Annotated in this window: 12 protein-coding genes and 1 pseudogene; 11 read left to right on the forward strand and 2 right to left on the reverse strand. The window is 51.7% G+C overall.

Translation table 11 applies throughout. The features are described 5' to 3' along the window. Positions 1-189 precede the first annotated feature (189 nt). From FP815_16135 to FP815_16155, 5 genes are all read left to right on the forward strand, one after another. Positions 190-864 carry a VPLPA-CTERM sorting domain-containing protein gene (locus tag FP815_16135; protein MBA3016457.1) on the forward strand — a complete coding sequence of 225 codons (675 nt, stop codon included), beginning with the start codon at positions 190-192 and terminating at the stop codon, positions 862-864. 104 nt (positions 865-968) lie between these two features. Further along, positions 969-1544 (forward strand): class I SAM-dependent methyltransferase, encoded by a 576-nt coding sequence (locus tag FP815_16140; GenBank protein ID MBA3016458.1) that lies wholly within the window; start codon positions 969-971, stop codon positions 1542-1544. A gap of 2 nt (positions 1545-1546) precedes the next feature. Further along, positions 1547-1972: an aminoacyl-tRNA hydrolase gene (locus tag FP815_16145; GenBank protein MBA3016459.1), complete on the forward strand. Its 426-nt coding sequence runs from the start codon at positions 1547-1549 to the stop codon at positions 1970-1972. A gap of 24 nt (positions 1973-1996) precedes the next feature. After that, complete coding sequence (locus FP815_16150; protein MBA3016460.1) at positions 1997-3130, forward strand: DUF2786 domain-containing protein; 1134 nt, start codon at positions 1997-1999, stop codon at positions 3128-3130. Positions 3131-3736: 606 nt separating this feature from the next. Beyond that, positions 3737-4903, forward strand: a complete 1167-nt coding sequence (locus FP815_16155; GenBank protein MBA3016461.1) for an IS4 family transposase — start codon at positions 3737-3739, stop codon at positions 4901-4903. Between the two features lie 690 nt (positions 4904-5593). Here the strand turns inward: FP815_16155 and FP815_16160 are convergent. After that, positions 5594-7372: a DUF3365 domain-containing protein gene (locus FP815_16160; GenBank protein ID MBA3016462.1), complete on the reverse strand. Its 1779-nt coding sequence runs from the start codon at positions 7370-7372 to the stop codon at positions 5594-5596. A gap of 465 nt (positions 7373-7837) precedes the next feature. On the opposite strand from FP815_16160, the pseudogene FP815_16165 reads away from it, so the two are divergent. The 4 genes and pseudogenes from FP815_16165 (at position 7838) to FP815_16180 (ending at position 10629) form a co-directional block, all read left to right on the forward strand. Next, positions 7838-8199 (forward strand): annotated as a pseudogene (locus tag FP815_16165) (transposase). Between the two features lie 620 nt (positions 8200-8819). Continuing rightward, positions 8820-9467 (forward strand): metallophosphoesterase, encoded by a 648-nt coding sequence (locus tag FP815_16170; protein ID MBA3016463.1) that lies wholly within the window; start codon positions 8820-8822, stop codon positions 9465-9467. Continuing rightward, positions 9455-9664: a 4-oxalocrotonate tautomerase family protein gene (locus FP815_16175; GenBank protein ID MBA3016464.1), complete on the forward strand. Its 210-nt coding sequence runs from the start codon at positions 9455-9457 to the stop codon at positions 9662-9664. The genes FP815_16170 and FP815_16175 overlap by 13 nt, the downstream gene beginning before the upstream one ends. A 50-nt stretch (positions 9665-9714) precedes the next feature. Next, a complete protein-coding gene (locus FP815_16180) occupies positions 9715-10629 on the forward strand; it encodes an SDR family NAD(P)-dependent oxidoreductase (GenBank protein MBA3016465.1) in 915 nt (304 codons plus the stop codon). A 60-nt stretch (positions 10630-10689) separates the two neighbouring features. Here FP815_16180 and lepA read toward each other — a convergent pair whose 3' ends face one another. Beyond that, positions 10690-12486, reverse strand: a complete 1797-nt coding sequence (gene lepA, locus FP815_16185; protein MBA3016466.1) for an elongation factor 4 — start codon at positions 12484-12486, stop codon at positions 10690-10692. Between the two features lie 201 nt (positions 12487-12687). On the opposite strand from lepA, the gene FP815_16190 reads away from it, so the two are divergent. Both FP815_16190 and FP815_16195 read left to right on the forward strand, forming a co-directional pair. Beyond that, a complete protein-coding gene (locus tag FP815_16190) occupies positions 12688-13671 on the forward strand; it encodes a sigma-70 family RNA polymerase sigma factor (protein MBA3016467.1) in 984 nt (327 codons plus the stop codon). 146 nt (positions 13672-13817) lie between these two features. After that, complete coding sequence (locus tag FP815_16195) at positions 13818-15017, forward strand: DegT/DnrJ/EryC1/StrS family aminotransferase (GenBank protein ID MBA3016468.1); 1200 nt, start codon at positions 13818-13820, stop codon at positions 15015-15017. Positions 15018-15143 lie beyond the last annotated feature (126 nt).

Raw genomic sequence — 15143 nt, forward strand, 5'->3', positions numbered from 1 at the left:
AAAATAATATTATCAGAATACTAACTCATCATCATTAAAAATAACATATTATGGATTAATAATTGCAGGTGAATACTAAATAAACACGAGCCCACTCTTCGCCTCTATTTTTCATTGGCCAGCGCCAAAAAGGTAGGGCGTTCAGCGGGATGGCCTCGCGGGACGCAACCAAACATACAGAAAGGAGAAATGATTATGAAAAAAAATTTAGCAACTGCGTTAGCAACTGGTTTATTCTTGCTCGGTGTGGCGGGGATGGCCCATTCCACCCCAGTTACCGTAAACGGCTTGACATTCTCTGAGGTGGGCACAGGTGTAACAATCACAGGTGGCAGTGGAACTGGAACACAATCAGATCCAATCACCCTTCAAGAAACGATCACTGGTCTAGATGTAACAATGTCGATAGCTGGACTGAACAGCTGGGGAAACGGAAACCTCACCGGAAGCAACCACGATTCAGGTTTTTGGCTTCTAAAAGAAGTCACTAACAACACCGGTGCGGATTGGAATTTTTATGACCACGAGCTCCAAGAAATTCTCGGCACTCCCAGCCCCGACGGCGACGGCCTCTCCTTCGCCCAAGGCGCGAATAGCCTCCGACCGTGGTGGTCTGATGTATTTATGTCCTATAATGAAGTTATTACTACCCGTGATTATATAAACTTTTTCGACGGCATCGTGCCAGATACCGCAACAGTATCTTTTCTTTATGCTATTACCGACAATAGTCCAGTTGCAACTTTCTACTTGCGGCAAAGGCCAAACTACGAAGGTGACCCTGTTCCCGAACCTGCCACTATGCTCCTCCTAGGAACCGGCTTGGCAGGCTTGGTTGGTGCCCGAAGAAGAAAAAAGGCATAAACCTAATTTCTTTTTTTGTTTTCAAAATGCAGCATACACGAGTATGCTGCATTTTTTTTAAGATACTAGGTCACCATCTACTCCCTCAACCAATCATCCCCACCATGCCACACACCATTGATGACGAACGTGACATCCTCTTCGGGGTCATCAACCGCTTTATCGGTTATTTCACCCATGACTCCCAGCGCCAGAGCGAGAACGATCCCGAGTCAGAATACCCCTTCGTAGCCATGGATACCCGCCAGGTCTACGCCCAGATCGCCTGCGTCCGTCAAGCCCTTGCCGAATCCGGCCAGCACTCTCAGGACCGCCCCGCCTTTCTTGATATCGGCTGCGGCATCGGCAATGTTCTGCTCTTTGCCGATCAAATGGAGTTTGACGTCTACGGCCTGGAAAAAGACCCCTTTCCCTGCTCCGTCGCCATCAAGATCCACGGCCCGGAACGAGTGGCACTGCAGGATATCTGGGAGTTCGAAGGGTATTCACGGTTTGATGTCATCTACTATTTCCGACCCTTCCATGATGGCGCCCTGGAACGCCGCTTCGAGCGCTTCATCGAAGAACAGTTGAAGCCAGGCGGCATCCTGATCGCCAACCGTAAGATGGACCACAGCATCGACAGTGACCCGAGATTTCGTCGCCTCCATCCCGAGATGCCCATCTGGATCAAGAGCTGAATATGCTCAAGATCACCCCATCTCTCTTCATCCCCGAACAGGAGCTGTGGTTCACGGTCTCACGCAGCCCAGGGCCTGGAGGCCAGAACGTCAACAAAGTCAACAGCCGAGTTACACTCTGGTTCGACCTTGCGGCATCCCCTTCCCTCTCAGACCAGCAAAAGGCCCAGATCCGGCAGCGCTTAGCCACCCGGATCAACAAGGAAGACCGGCTGTGGCTGGTGGCCTTTGCCGAGAGGAGCCAGCACGCCAACAAGGAGGCCGTGCTCTCTCGCTTCGTTACCCTGCTGAGCAACGCCTTAGCTGAAGACAAACCCCGTCATCAGACTAAAGTACCTTATTCATCACGACGGAAGCGCCTTGACGCCAAGAAACACCGCTCCACCCTCAAACAAAAAAGCCGCCGCTCGGTCACTGACGAAGAATAAAAACTCTCCTTCCCCACTCCGCCCATGCCTACCCTTAATCACGATCACTACACCACACTCTGGACACGACAGCTCCTGCATGAATTCGAAGACATCTGCTCTCGCTATCAGGTCACATTACCGACCCCGACCATCGAGATCTTTACCGCCAACCGCCGAATGGGCGAATGGCGCGAAGCCTCGCAGACCATCCGCATCAACCATGAGCTGATTGCCACCCGTTCCTGGTCAGTGACTATCAATATTTTCAAGCATGAGATGGCCCACCAACTCTGCAGGGCCTGGGGATACCAGGATGCCGGCCACGGACCTCGTTTTGAAGAGGCCTGCCTTCGCCTCGGCGTGCCACCGGTCTACCGAACCGCTCGCGGCGACAGTCCGGAAATATTTGAGGAACTGGAAAGCGACTCGCAACTAGTCAACGAGGGCCGCCGCTTCTTCTCCAAGGTGGAAAAACTTCTGGCACTCGGCCGCTCGACTAACGAACATGAAGCGGCGCTGGCCATGGAGAAAGCCAACGAACTGATCGCCAAATATAACCTTAAACTCTCGGCAGACGATACCGACCGTCGCTATCGCTGCTCCGTCATCAACACCGGCAAACAACGAATCCATGGCTGGCAACGCTCAATTGCCGCCATCCTGCGCGATTATTTCTACGTCAAGGTAATCCAGGCCGAGACCTATGACCCTCTCCGGGACCTTCGCTGTAAGACCATCGAGCTTTTCGGTCTGGCTGAAAACGTGGCCGTAGCCGAATACTGCTACCATTTTCTGGAGCGAGAACTCAATTTTCTGTGGCAACAGAACAAAGGACGGTTCCCCGGCACCACCATCACCGAAAAAAACAGCTATTACCTTGGGGTGCTCAGCGGCTTCCAACAGAAGCTGAAAAGTCAGCGGCTTCCTTCGACGCCAGCCGCCCCTGCCGCACAGGCCAGCGCCAGCGCCCTCACCGTGGCCGCGGATCACGGGTTAAACAACTTCATCGCCATGTGCTACCCGCGACTCCGGACCATCCGCCATGTCGGCCCCAAAATCTACCGCACCACCTTTCAACACGGCACGGCCGACGGCAAGAACATCGTCCTCCACAAAGGGGTAGAAAACCATGATGGCAATCGGGGCAGATTTCTCCCGTCCACCCATGATGAGTGATAACCAAAAAAAAGTCCCATGGGATGCCTCAAACGCTCTCGAACACCCCAATTATTTATACCATCCCAACAATATAACCATTCATTCCTCATCCAATTCGGCGCCTCCTTAAAAGTCACCGACGATCAGGATGATCCTTCGGTTCGATCAAGACACTCGGCTGCCTAATCTACAAATCTTGATGGCGTCGCAAAAAGTCCGATCTACTGCGTCCCCGTCCCACATCAGCGGGGATTGAACTGAATTGCGTGGCGGTTTTGCTCGTTCGGCATACCATATGTATGGCCTCACTCACAAAACACACCCCGCGCCTTGTATGTCGCACCTTTTGCTTAGCCACCCCCGGACTTTTTGCGAGATTGTCAATCTTCACACATACAGAAATATCAGCTTGACAACAAATGGCTCTAATATTAATAGTTGTTTATATGTTAATACAAGCGCACTTGTCGTATACATAAAGTCACTAGTGTCCCAACGTTTGTGAATGATCGACACACAACTTATTGAATGTTAAGACAAAATAAAACGAAATGCCATTTAACGACTTGAACATTTTTCCGAAAATCAGTCATCTTCGCGCAACAGCGTGTGGAGGGCTGAACTATGTACACCGGAAAACTCATTTTCTCTCAAGTAATGGAGCATCTTCCGCTCCACGTTTTTCACCAATGCGTCGCTCGCTATCAGGGCGATTTCAAAGTCCAGGAATTTTCCTGTCTCGATCAGTATTTGTGCATGGCCTTCGCCCAATTAACCTATCGAGAAAGCCTGCGAGATATCGAAGCCTGCCTTCGCGCTCAGAAGAACAAACTCTACCATATGGGCATTCGATCTTCTGTTTCTCGCAACAACTTGGCCAATGCCAACAAAGTCCGCGATTGGCATATCTACGCCGATCTTGCCCACTCTCTCATCCCGACCGCCAGAAAACTCTATGTCAACGACAACTTTGCTTTGGAATTGGAGAATACAGTCTACGCCCTGGATGCCACCACGATCGACCTGTGTCTCTCCATGTTCCCATGGGCCAACTTCCGCAAAAGCAAAGGGGCTATCAAGCTACACACTTTGCTGGATCTGCGGGGCAATATCCCGACCTTTATCCACATCTCCGACGGCAAACTGCACGAAGTCAATACCCTGGATATCCTGCCATTGGAGGTTGGGGCATTCTACGTGATGGATCGGGGGTATTTGGACTTTGCACGGCTGTACGCCATCTCGCAACACAGTGCTTTTTTCGTGATCCGTGCCAAGTCCAACCTCAAATACCGTCGAGTCTATTCGCACCAGATAGACCGGAGCACCGGTCTGATCTGCGACCAATCAGTTATGCTCACAGGGTTCTACCAAGGCAAAGATTATCCAGACAAACTGCGCCGGGTGAAGTATCACGACGCCAAGACAGACAAAACATTGGTTTTTTTGACCAACAACTTTTCTCTACCAGCCATGACCATTGCCGAACTGTATCGGAATCGCTGGCAAGTAGAACTGTTTTTCAAATGGATCAAGCAAAACCTGCGCATCAAAACTTTCTACGGGACGTCAGAAAATGCGGTCAAGGCTCAGATTTGGATCGCCGTGTCAGTTTATCTGCTCGTTGCCATTATGAAAAAACGGCTCAAAATTGAGGCCAGTCTTTACACAATTTTACAGGTCTTAAGCGTGACCATCTTCGAACGAATGCCGTTATTACAGGCACTTACAAAAGAAGAATACACAACCAATGCCGAATCAGAATCTAAGCAGCTGTTATTATTCAGCTAAACGTTGGGACACTAGTGGAAAAAAATAATAATCAAATGGTGTAAATCGTCAAATTAGGTGGTTTACTTGATGCCGTGAACGCTTGCGGCGCTGCCGCGTCAAGGTTTTTTGGCGGTTAATGTTAAGGGTCTTAGGTTTTAGGGGTGGACCAATGTCCTGGGGTCGGGCCACGCTAAGTGCCTGGAAGCATAAATAATAATTGTTAAAAATAGGCTTTTTGGGGGCTATATTGATGATTTTAAGGACAAAAACGCAAATATAGATCTGAAAATGAATTTATAATGCCAGTTTTGATAGTAAAAATGAAGATATAGGCACTGAAAAGTAAGCGCTTATTCACCACCCTGTCACAAGGAGACAGCGTTGATCAACTCCCGATCAATGTGCTGTGGTAACAGGGTTCGCATCTGGTCACGGGTTTCCGCAAGCGGCAACTTGTCGAATAAAACCCTCAAGTGCCAGGCCGGATAATGCCATTATATGGAACAATTATCCTGAAATATTGGCCTGATAGTTTGGTCCGACCTCAGCGTCCCAGTGTCAGCTCTCCGACCCCAGCGTCAGCGTCTCCACTCATAGCATCCTCTTGTCGTTTTTTCATAACAACGACTTAACTAATCGTCCACATTTTTAGGGAAGGATCAGTTCGGCCTTGCCCCTTTTTGTCATGACTAGGCGATTAGCTCTTGCTCAGAAGTCTTCAAATTCCTGATCGTCAAAGGGGATGATCTCCTCTGCTTTTGCCTTGGTGGTCTTGGGCTTTGGCGCGGCTGCCGGCTTGTCCTTGGGCGGCGGTAATGGTTTATGGGTGATTCCTGCCTTGCCCGCCGTGGAGGAGGGGAGCGCTGGCTTGCGGGCAGGCAGTTGCGGCTGTTTGGTTTTGATCGTATCGCCAGTGGCAGTTTGTCTCCCTCCTCCTTTACGTTTTACCCCGACAATGTCAGCCAGGACGTGCACCAGTCCGTTTATCTCCTTGGCTTGGCCGGAGAGTTCTTCGCTGGCTGAAGCGGCCGTTTCGGAGATGGCGGCATTGGCCTGGGTTACTTGGTCCACATCGGAAACAGCCGCATTGATCTGTTCAACGCCCTGGGCCTGTTCGTCGCTGGCCACGGTGATTTCCCTGGAGAGCTGGCTCACCTTGTTGACCCCGTCGACAATCTGGGCGAGGATATTCCTGACCTCGTCGGAAGCGGTTACCCCGTTGTCGGCATTTTGTTGGGACTCTTCGATCAGGTGGGCTGTCTGTTTGGCGGCCTCGGCGCTGCGCAGGGCCAGGGAGCGAACCTCTTCGGCCACCACGGCAAAGCCGGCCCCGGCCTCGCCGGCGCGCGCCGCTTCAACCGCGGCATTGAGGGCCAAGAGGTTGGTCTGAAATGCGATTTCATCGATGGTCTTCATGATTATGGCTGTCTGATTGGCCGAATTCTTGATGCCGCTAATGGCCTCGCTCATTTTCTGCATGCTGGACTGGGCCACTTCTGCCGATTTGCGGGCATTTTCAGCCATCAGGTTGGTCTGGTTGACATTGTCAGCGTTCTGTCTGCTCATGGAGGAGACCTCCACCAAGGCCGATGACGTCTCTTCCAGGCTTGAAGCTTGACGGTTTGCTCCGTCCGCCAGTTCATGGCTGGAGGAAGAGACTTGGTTGGCCGCAGCCATCAGGTTGTCTGCCCCTTGAGAGAGGTCTTTGATTACCAAGCTGATTGGTTTGATTACCGCATTGGAGACTAAGCGGATGATCAGGGTGGCAAACAATACCGCCATGATCAGCAGGCCGGTAACGACCATTTTGGTGGCTTTGTTCAATGAGGAGTTCAGTTGCCGGTCCGCTGCGTCCAGTGACTGGATGACCTCGAATGCGCCGTGTACTTCTCCAACCTTCCAGTTCTCCATGGGGCCACCGGTGGGGTCGGTGCCGTTGTTGGTGCCCCAGAGTTTCAGGGAGGTAGCCGGGTCGCCGTGGCAGAGCATGCAGGTCTCGCTCAGGCGCACCGCCCGGAAGTAGCGGACGGCATTCATTGAGGGGTCAACCTCGTAGTATTCGTCCAGATTCTGATCCGCCATCAGCGTTAGGGCCTTGGCTTCCAGCTGGTCCGGTTCGTTTTTGGGATTTCTGGGTTTGAATTTTGGCACTTTGAAGATGTATCCGCCATCCTCCGCCTTGCGCATGGCGGCATTCCAGGCAGAAACCACCGGCACTGCCGCCAGTACTTTATCTTGTTCTCCTTTTTCGGCATATTCTCGCAACTGGGCGGCACTGAATAGGCCCAGTTCCCACTTGGTCTCCATTTCTTGCCGGGTCGACTCGGCAGTGAGGCAGATGGCCCGTGCTTTATCCGCAAAGGCGGTCAAGGTCTTTTCATTTGATTCTGCGGCATAGAGCCGTAGTAACATGACAATGAGCAGTGTGGGCAGTAAGACCCCGACCAGGACGATTTTCCCGCGTAGTGACCACTGTTTGAAATCCATTTTTTTGTCTCCCCTTATTATGCTGGCATTGTATCGTGGTGCCCTGCCGAAACTTTACGCCAAATTCTTTTCTATTATTATTCGATGATGTCTGGTTAAGAACTTACTGTTAAGTGATTTTATCTGTAATGGCCAGTTCCGTCCCCTTGGGTCTTGCAAGCTGGCTTATCTGGTGGGGCGGTGTAAGGGGAAGTTGACTGATGCCCGAGAGCTTGGCATCTTCACCTCCTCCGTCGACTCTCCTCCCTTCATGTAGGGTATAATAGCTTAGTCTGAGCCACTGTCTATTATTAAAAATGCTGGAAATAAAAAGTTTTTGCAAGCAAAGTCGCTCTGAGAAAGCAGTAGTCCTTAGGGTTGGACCAAGATAACGATTTAATATTATGCAATATAGTGTATTAAAACTGTTTAATTATAGGGCTATGATGAGTTTTTTAACCCGAAAACGGGCACTATAGGATTGGGTTGGTATGGCGAGCCAATCGACATTATCTTCCAGGCTATGTTTGGCATAGTACCCATCGTTGCCATAAGTGAGATTTTTTGTTCCGATTTGCCAAGGATCGGCAAAGTTGGATTCAGTGGCTCTTTGAAGCAAAACGGCGTTACAATCTGTTGATTCTTAATTGCGTGGTCACTTTTAATCATATTCATCTGCTCGTTTGGGGCAAGGATGGTGGAGAGGTGATACCGCGATCTATCCAGTTGGTGGCGGTCAGACTGCCCAGGAATATAATCAGAGGAAAAACAGAAAGGGGGCGTTCTGGGAAGATCGTTATCATGCGACAGCAGTTGAAACAGGTGAATACTTGTTTCGATGTCTCGTCTATATTGATCTAAACATGGTAAGGGCCGGTGTTGTAAGTCATCCTTCGGAGTGGCCCTTTGGTGGGTTTTGTGAAATACAAGAGCCTAAAAGGAAATGCCGGCTAATTGCTCATGAACATCTCTTATCATTGTTGGGTTGTGCGAGCCATGACCAGCTCAAGGAGGTGCATGCTTACCTGATAGAAGAGAGGCTAAGACAGCGAGATTATTCTCGTGAGGTTAAGGGGAGTGCCAGTGTAGGCGTGGGCAGTGAAGAGTTTGTGCTGAAAGTTAAAAACGAATTGGGAGTACGAGCACAGTGGCGAAAAGTGATTGGTAAAACTGTGGTAGACTGTGTCCTGCGCGAGCCAGAAGCGTCTTATCTCTTGCCTTTTGGACCTGAAAATGAAAATATAGGGTCGGATAATGTCATTATGTGGAATAATTATTCAGAAATATTGGTCCAGCGTGCAGCCTTGGTCCGACCCCAGCGTGTCAGCGTGCAGCGTGCTCGCTGTTTGGCGTGGGTAACTGCTTGCGAAGTAGCCGTAGCACGAAGTGGCGATAAAAGCCACCCATGCCTCCGGCCGGACTCAGGCTCAGGGGCTAATTACCCACAGATTCTGCGGAAGAAGCTATAATGAAAATAGCACTATTTAGTGATACCCATGCGTTACATGGTAATATCACCATTCCAAACGCAGATATTTTAATTTTCGCCGGTGACATGACACATTGCAGAACCGCGCGGGATGTTTCAGACTTTAATAATTTTCTGGGGGGCCTGCCCCATAAACATAAAATCGTGGTTGGTGGCAATCATGATCATAGACTTGCACGTGACCCCCAAAAAGCCAAATTGCTTTTCACGGAAGCGGTATATCTCCTGGATGAATTTGTTGTTATTTCCGGAATCACCATCTATGGAGCACCCTGGCAACCGCTATTCAACGACCGTGCTTGCGATGCGTTTGCGTTACCGCGAGGAAGAGCCCTTAAAGAAAAATGGGATATGATCCCGCCTGGTGTCGATATTTTAGTAACTCACACTCCTCCGGCAGGCATTCTCGATAAAGACGGTCCTGTCTCACATGGTTGTTCGGACCTCACGGCCGCTGTGGCCGCACTCAAACCCAAGTATCATGTTTTTGGTCATATTCACAGCCGCCATGGAATGATCAAATACGGCCCCACATGTTATATTAATTGCAATGTGCAAGGAGAAGACGGTGCCTTGAGATCTGCACTTTTGCTCGACTATGACTCAGGAAATTTATGCCGATTGTAACTATAAAATTAGCCAAGGGACGGCCTGTGGGACTGAAAAGAACACTTGTGCAGGCTGTAACAGCAGCGGTTGCATCTTCACTTGATCTCAAGCCAGAGCTGGTGTCCGTGTTGCTAGAAGAATTTGAACGGGAAAATTGGTCAACAGGAGGGGAGTTGCACAGTGACAAGTATGGTGGTGGTTATGGACACCAGTGACCCAGGGAGTCTTCGCTGTGGACGTGACAAGGCCTTGGAGTTGATCGTCCTTGTCGACCGGTTTTATTGTTGACGCTTTTCTCGGCGAGAGATATAGAACACCCACCTTTTTATTTCTGGTTGGCAATTTTCGAAGGTGGGATGTGGACGACTATTATCAAGATAAGATTGCCGTGGTGACCGGCGGGGCTGCCGGCCTGGGGCGGGAGCTATGCCTGGAGCTTGGCTTGCGCGGGGCGACAGTGGTGGCAGTCGATGTGGACCAGGAGGGGGCAGAGGCTGTATGCCAGACTATCCGGACCGGCGGTGGGAATGCTTTGGCCGCTTACCTGGATGTGACTATTTTCGAGAACGCTCAGCGCATTGTCAAGGATGTGGTTGGGAAGTATGGTCGGATCGACCTGATTTTTAACAACGCCGGCACCGCTCTCCATGGCGAGACCCGCGATCTCGGGGTCGAGCACTGGCGCACCGTGCTGGATGTCAATCTGATGGGGGTGATCTACGGGGCGATCTCGGCTTACGGGCAGATGGTCAAGCAGGGAGCCGGCCAGATTGTCAACATCGGTTCTCTAGCCGGGCTGATCCCGGTGCCCAAGGAAATTCCCTACTGCACCAGTAAATGGGCGGTGGTCGGCTTTACCAGCTCTTTGCGTCTGGAGGGGGCAGGCTTAGGGGTTAAAGTCAACTTGGTCTGTCCGGGGATTATGCGCACCGCTATCCACCAGACTGTCGATTACGTTAATGTCGATCAAGAGCGGCTGGTTCGACCGCAGACCAAGCATTTCGTGCAGCCGACCCAGGCGGCCCGGCTGATCTTGGATCAGGTGGCGCAAAACCGGCCGTTAATCATTTTTCCTTTCTACGCTCGATTGATCTGGTGGCTCTACCGCTTCAATCCGGCTATCTTCAACTTGCTGTTTCGCAAGATGCTCAGGGATTTCAGGAAGCTGCGTCTCCCCTGAGCAGAACTCGCTCTGTTTGGTGTCAGGCAGTGGCTCCGCTGATTTCTGAGCCCTGCCACCTTAGGTCTGGTCGGATTTCAATACCGCCAGGAAGGCTGTCTGCGGGATGTCAACATTGCCGACTGTCTTCATCCTCTTTTTTCCGGCCTTCTGTTTTTCGAGCAACTTTCGTTTCCTGGAGATATCGCCGCCGTAACACTTGGCGAGTACGTCCTTGCGTAGTGCGGCAATCGTGGTCCGGGCGATGACGTTGCCGCCAATAGCTGCCTGGATGGCGATTTTGAACATCTGGCGCGGGATCTCTTCCTGAAGTTTCTCGCAGGCATGCAGGCCTCTCTCTCTGGAGCGGGCCCGATGAGTAAGCTGGGAGAGGGCATCGACCCGTTCTCCGTTGACCAGGATGTCGAGCTTAACCAAGTCGCTCTGACGGTAGTCCATCAGATGATAATCGAAGGAACCGTACCCTTGAGTGATCGATTTCAGTTTGTCGTAAAAATCATAGATGACTTCGGCCAAGGGCAGTTCGGCGGTGAACTCGATCCGGCCCGGCGTTGGGTAGTGGTAGTGAGTATTTTCGGCTCGTCGCTCCATGCACAGAGTCATCAAGGCCCCCATGTAGCGCTCGGGGATCAGGATGTTTGCCTTGATGTATGGCTCCTCCGTCCGGGCGATGGTGCTTGGGTCCGGGAAGTAGGACGGGTTGTCGATCTCCACCATGGCGCCGTCATTTAAGTAGAAATGATAGCTGACCGTAGGCACGGTGAGGATCAGCGGGATATCGAATTCGCGTTCCAGTCGTTCCTGGACGACCTCCAGGTGGAGGAGGCCGAGGAAGCCGCAGCGGAACCCGAAACCTAAGGCTGATGACGAATCTTTCTGGAACGAGAGTGCGGCGTCGTTTAGTTGGAGTTTGTCCATGGCCGCAGCCAGATTCTCGTATTCATCGGTGGAGATAGGGTAGAGTGACGAATATACTACCTGTTGAATCGGTTTGAATCCGGGGAGCGCCTTAGCGCAGGGGCGATCCTTGTGAGTAATGGTGTCGCCTGGTCGGGTGTCGCGCACTGTCTTGACCCCGGCGATGATGTAGCCGACGTTGCCGGCAGTGAGTTTTTTCTTGGGGGTACGGGTCAGATGAAAGAGGCCAACCTCTTCGACCCTGTAGGCCGTGTCCGTTGACATGAATTTGATGGTGTCACCGGCCTTGATTTCGCCATCGATGATCCGGCAGGAGATAATGGTGCCTCGGAAGGCGTCGTAGCTTGCGTCGAAGATCAGGGCGGACAGGGGGGCTGTGGGGTCACCTTTAGGAGGAGGCAGATATTTGACAATTGCTTCCAGCAGGAGGTCGACACCCTGACCCGTTTTGGCCGAGCAGAGGACGATCCGTTCCGCATCCAGCCCAAGGTCGTCTTCTACCTGAATGGCGACGGCATCAGGGTCGGCTGCGGGCAGGTCGATCTTGTTCAGCACCGGGATGATCTCGAGATTGTTTTCCATGGCCAGGTAGAGGTTTGCCAGCGTTTGGGCCTCGACCCCTTGGGCTGCGTCAATGAGAAGCACCGCTCCTTCGCAGGAGGAGAGGGCGCGCGATACTTCGTAGCTGAAGTCGACGTGGCCAGGCGTGTCAACCAGGTTCAAGATGTATTCCTGGCCATCGGCGGCCTTGTAAGGCAGGCAAATTGTTTGGCTCTTGATGGTAATCCCTCGCTCTCGCTCGATGTCCATATTGTCCAGAAGCTGGTCTTTGAACTCTCGGTCGGTTACCATCTTGCAGGCCTGGATCATTCGGTCGGCGAGGGTGGATTTCCCGTGGTCGATATGGGCGATGATGCTAAAATTACGGATGTTGTTCATTTCTATTAGGTCGTATGGTTGCTGCAGCAGGTGCGATCCGGGTTGGTTTTCGGTCCCGTGCAGGGAGGTAGCTGTATTGTAATGGGAAACGTTCATATGTATCATAGATACGGCGATAACAATAGAAGAAAGTTACTTAGAGCGGTGGCTTTCATCTGAAAGGTGTTGACCTTTACCGCGGTTGGTTTCATAATGGCGACCATGAAAGACTCGAATGACAGCGATTATAATAACGATGAAGATAGCGGCTCAGGCCTGCAGGAGGAGATCCATCCCCTGGTGGCCCTGCCGGACGACCCAAACCTTCCGGCTCTGGCCCATCCGGGGTTGCATCGCTATTTGCAGGAGATTAGTCAATATGAGCTTCTGACTCGTGAAGAGGCTGAAGCCTTGTCCATCAAATTCCATGAGGAAGGCGATCAAGATGCGGCGTATCGTCTGGTGACCTCCAACTTACGGTTGGTGGTCAAGGTGGCTATGGATTTCCAGAAGTATTGGATGACGAATTTCCTTGACCTGATTCAGGAGGGCAATGTCGGTCTAGTGCAGGCGGTCAAGAAGTTTGACCCCTACCGGGGAGTGAAGTTTTCCTATTATGCGGCCTACTGGATTCGAGCCTATATCCTTAAATTTATTATGGATAACTGGCGGCTGGTTAAGATTGGGACTACCCAGGCTCAGCGCAAACTCTTTTTTAGTCTGAACAAGGAAAAGAAGCTGCTCGAATCCCAAGGGTTTCAGCCGGAAGTCAAGCTGTTGGCCCAGCGGCTGAATGTCAAGGAGAGCGAAGTCATTGAGATGACTCAGCGCATGGATGGCGGCGATCTCTCCCTGGAAAGCCCTCTGCGTGACGACTCTGACGATCAGCAGAAAGACTTTATTCAGGCGGGTGGTCCTACCGTTGAGGAGGCGGTGGCCAGTGTCGAGATCAAAGCCCGGTTGGCCGATGTCCTGGATAAGCTCAAGACCAGGTTGAATCCCAAGGAGATGAGCATCCTGTCTGAGCGGCTCTTAAGCGATGAACCCTTAACTTTGCAGGAAATTGCTGATCAGTTCGGGATCTCGCGGGAGCGGGTCCGCCAGATTGAAGCGAATCTGCTTGTTAAGATGCGAAAATTTTTCGAGGAGGAAGTTCCTGATATTAAGACCTTCCTTGACGAGGCTATTGACTTTTGGCGATTGTGACGGGCTTGGTTTCTCTTCCCGTCGTAGATATTATGCGAGGAATCAGATTCTTGCATGGGCACTAGCCGTCAACTGACAACCGCAAACCGATACCCTGAGCAGTTCACTCCATATCCATTTAATTAACCGAAAAGCGACCTATCACTATGCGCGTACCTCTGCTTGATCTGCACGAACAATTAAAACCCCTCCGGGACGACATCCTGGCCGGTATAACCGAAGTTCTGGATTCAACCGGATATATCATGGGGCCGCGCGTCGAGGCTCTTGAGCGTGAGGTCGCTGCCTACTGCCAGGCCGAGCAGGGAGTCGGAGTAACCAGCGGCACCGATGCCTTGTTGGCAGTGTTGATGGCATTGGGTATTGGCCCTGGCGATTTGGTTTTGACAACGCCCTATACTTTTGTTGCCACTATCGGCTGTATCTTGCGTCTTGGGGCGACCCCGCTTTTCGCTGATATCGATCCAGTGACCTTCAATATTGATCCGAAAAAGGCAGCCGCTGCCTTGGCTGATCCCGCCTGTGCCGGCAGGGTCAAGGCCATTTTGCCGGTGCATCTATTCGGTCAATGTGCCGATATGGGCGCCATTATGGCCCTGGCCCAGCGCCATGGACTGCCCGTGGTTGAAGATGCGGCTCAAGCTATCGGCGCTGTCTATCCCTGGCGGCAGGATGGGGCGGTGACGTGGCGGCGGGCGGGTTCGATGGGTGTTGCCGGTTGTTTCTCTTTTTTTCCGAGTAAGAACTTGGGAGGGATAGGTGACGGCGGCATGATCACGGTCAGTGATCCGGAACTGGCGGCGCGGATCAGGATTATCCGGGTCCATGGCGGGGAACCGAAATATCATCACGCTGTGCTGGGTGGTAATTTCCGCCTTGATCCGATTCAGGCCGTGGCACTCAGTGTGAAATTGCCTCATCTGCCCACCTGGCATGAGGCCAGGCGGCGCAATGCGGCGCGGTATCAAGCGCTCTTTACTGCGACTGGTTTGGTTGATAAAGGCGAAGTTTCGCTTCCTGTTGCTATCTATGCCAACGAGGCGCAGGATTCAAGCGGAGCTATCGATTATCATATTTACAATCAGTATGTCATCAGGGTGAAAAATCGTGACGCTTTAAAAGCTTATCTGCAGGAAAATGGCATTGGCTCCGAGATCTATTATCCTATCCCGATGCATAAACAGGGCTGTGTCGCCCATCTCGGAATGAATGATCTTTCTTTCCCCGAAGCTGAACGGGCGGCGGCTGAAACCTTGGCCTTGCCTATTTATCCCGAGTTGACCGAGTCGATGCAGCGTCTGGTGGTTGAGGCTGTTGCTGCCTATTATGTCGGGATCTCGCCGTAGTTTATGGTAGAGGGGAAGGTGGGAGTCAGGCGAGAGGCTGAAGGGAGAAGGATATCGATGGGCGATAGGTGGCATTGGGTTAAGACTTAGGGGCCGAAAGATTTTTAAGAATGAATATAGTGCCTC

This window comes from Desulfobulbaceae bacterium, from assembly GCA_013792005.1.
In the GTDB taxonomy this organism is placed as follows: Bacteria; Desulfobacterota; Desulfobulbia; order Desulfobulbales; family VMSU01; genus VMSU01.